The 775-nt window shown below is 65.5% G+C and carries 1 pseudogene; it reads right to left on the bottom strand.

What is annotated here, in order from left to right:
- Window positions 1–775, bottom strand: a pseudogene (locus PZ895_RS00685) (molybdopterin-dependent oxidoreductase); the annotation flags it as partial.

Below are 775 nucleotides of genomic sequence, written 5' to 3' on the forward strand. Positions count from 1 at the left end.
AATTGAGGATGGCATTGACCTTGTCGGTGCCGTGCGCGGACTGGTTGACGCCCTGGCTGTAAACCGTGACCGTGCGCGGTGTCGCCGCGAAGGCGTCGACGAACGCCTGCACGTCGGCCGTCCGCAGGCCGCAGCCGCGCGCGACATCTTCCAATGAAGGCGCATNTAGTCCTGAGCGACCGCGCCCATCCGCGCCAAATGCGCGAGCAGCCCGTTGAAGAGCAGGACGTCCGTGCCCGGATTGAGCGCCAGGTGCAGGTCGCATTCCTCCGCCGTCGCGGTGCGACGCGGATCGATAACGACAATCTTCGTTCCTCTCGCCTGCCGCGTGGCCAGCATCCGCTGGTAGAGCACCGGATGGCACCAGGCCGTGTTCGACCCGACGAGGATGATCAGGTCGGCCTCCTCAAAATCGGCATAGATGCCCGGCACCACATCCTCGCCGAACGCGCGGCGATGTCCGGCGACCGACGACGCCATGCAGAGCCGCGAATTCGTGTCGATGTTGCCCGAGCCGATAAAGCCTTTCATCAGCTTGTTGACGACGTAGTAGTCCTCGGTCAGCAACTGGCCCGACACGTAGAAGGCGAAGGCGTCCGGCCCATATTCCGTGACCGTCTTGGCAAAGCGCGCGGCGACGACGTCCAGTGCTTCGTCCCACCCGGCAGCCCTGCCGCCGATCTCAGGCTGAAGCAGCCTTCCGTCGAGCCCCATCGTCTCCCCGAGCGCCGCGCCCTTGGAGCAGAGCCGGCCGAGATTGGCCGGATGGTTCGGG

This window comes from Mesorhizobium sp. YIM 152430, from assembly GCF_029210365.1.
GTDB lineage: Bacteria > Pseudomonadota > Alphaproteobacteria > Rhizobiales > Rhizobiaceae > Aliihoeflea.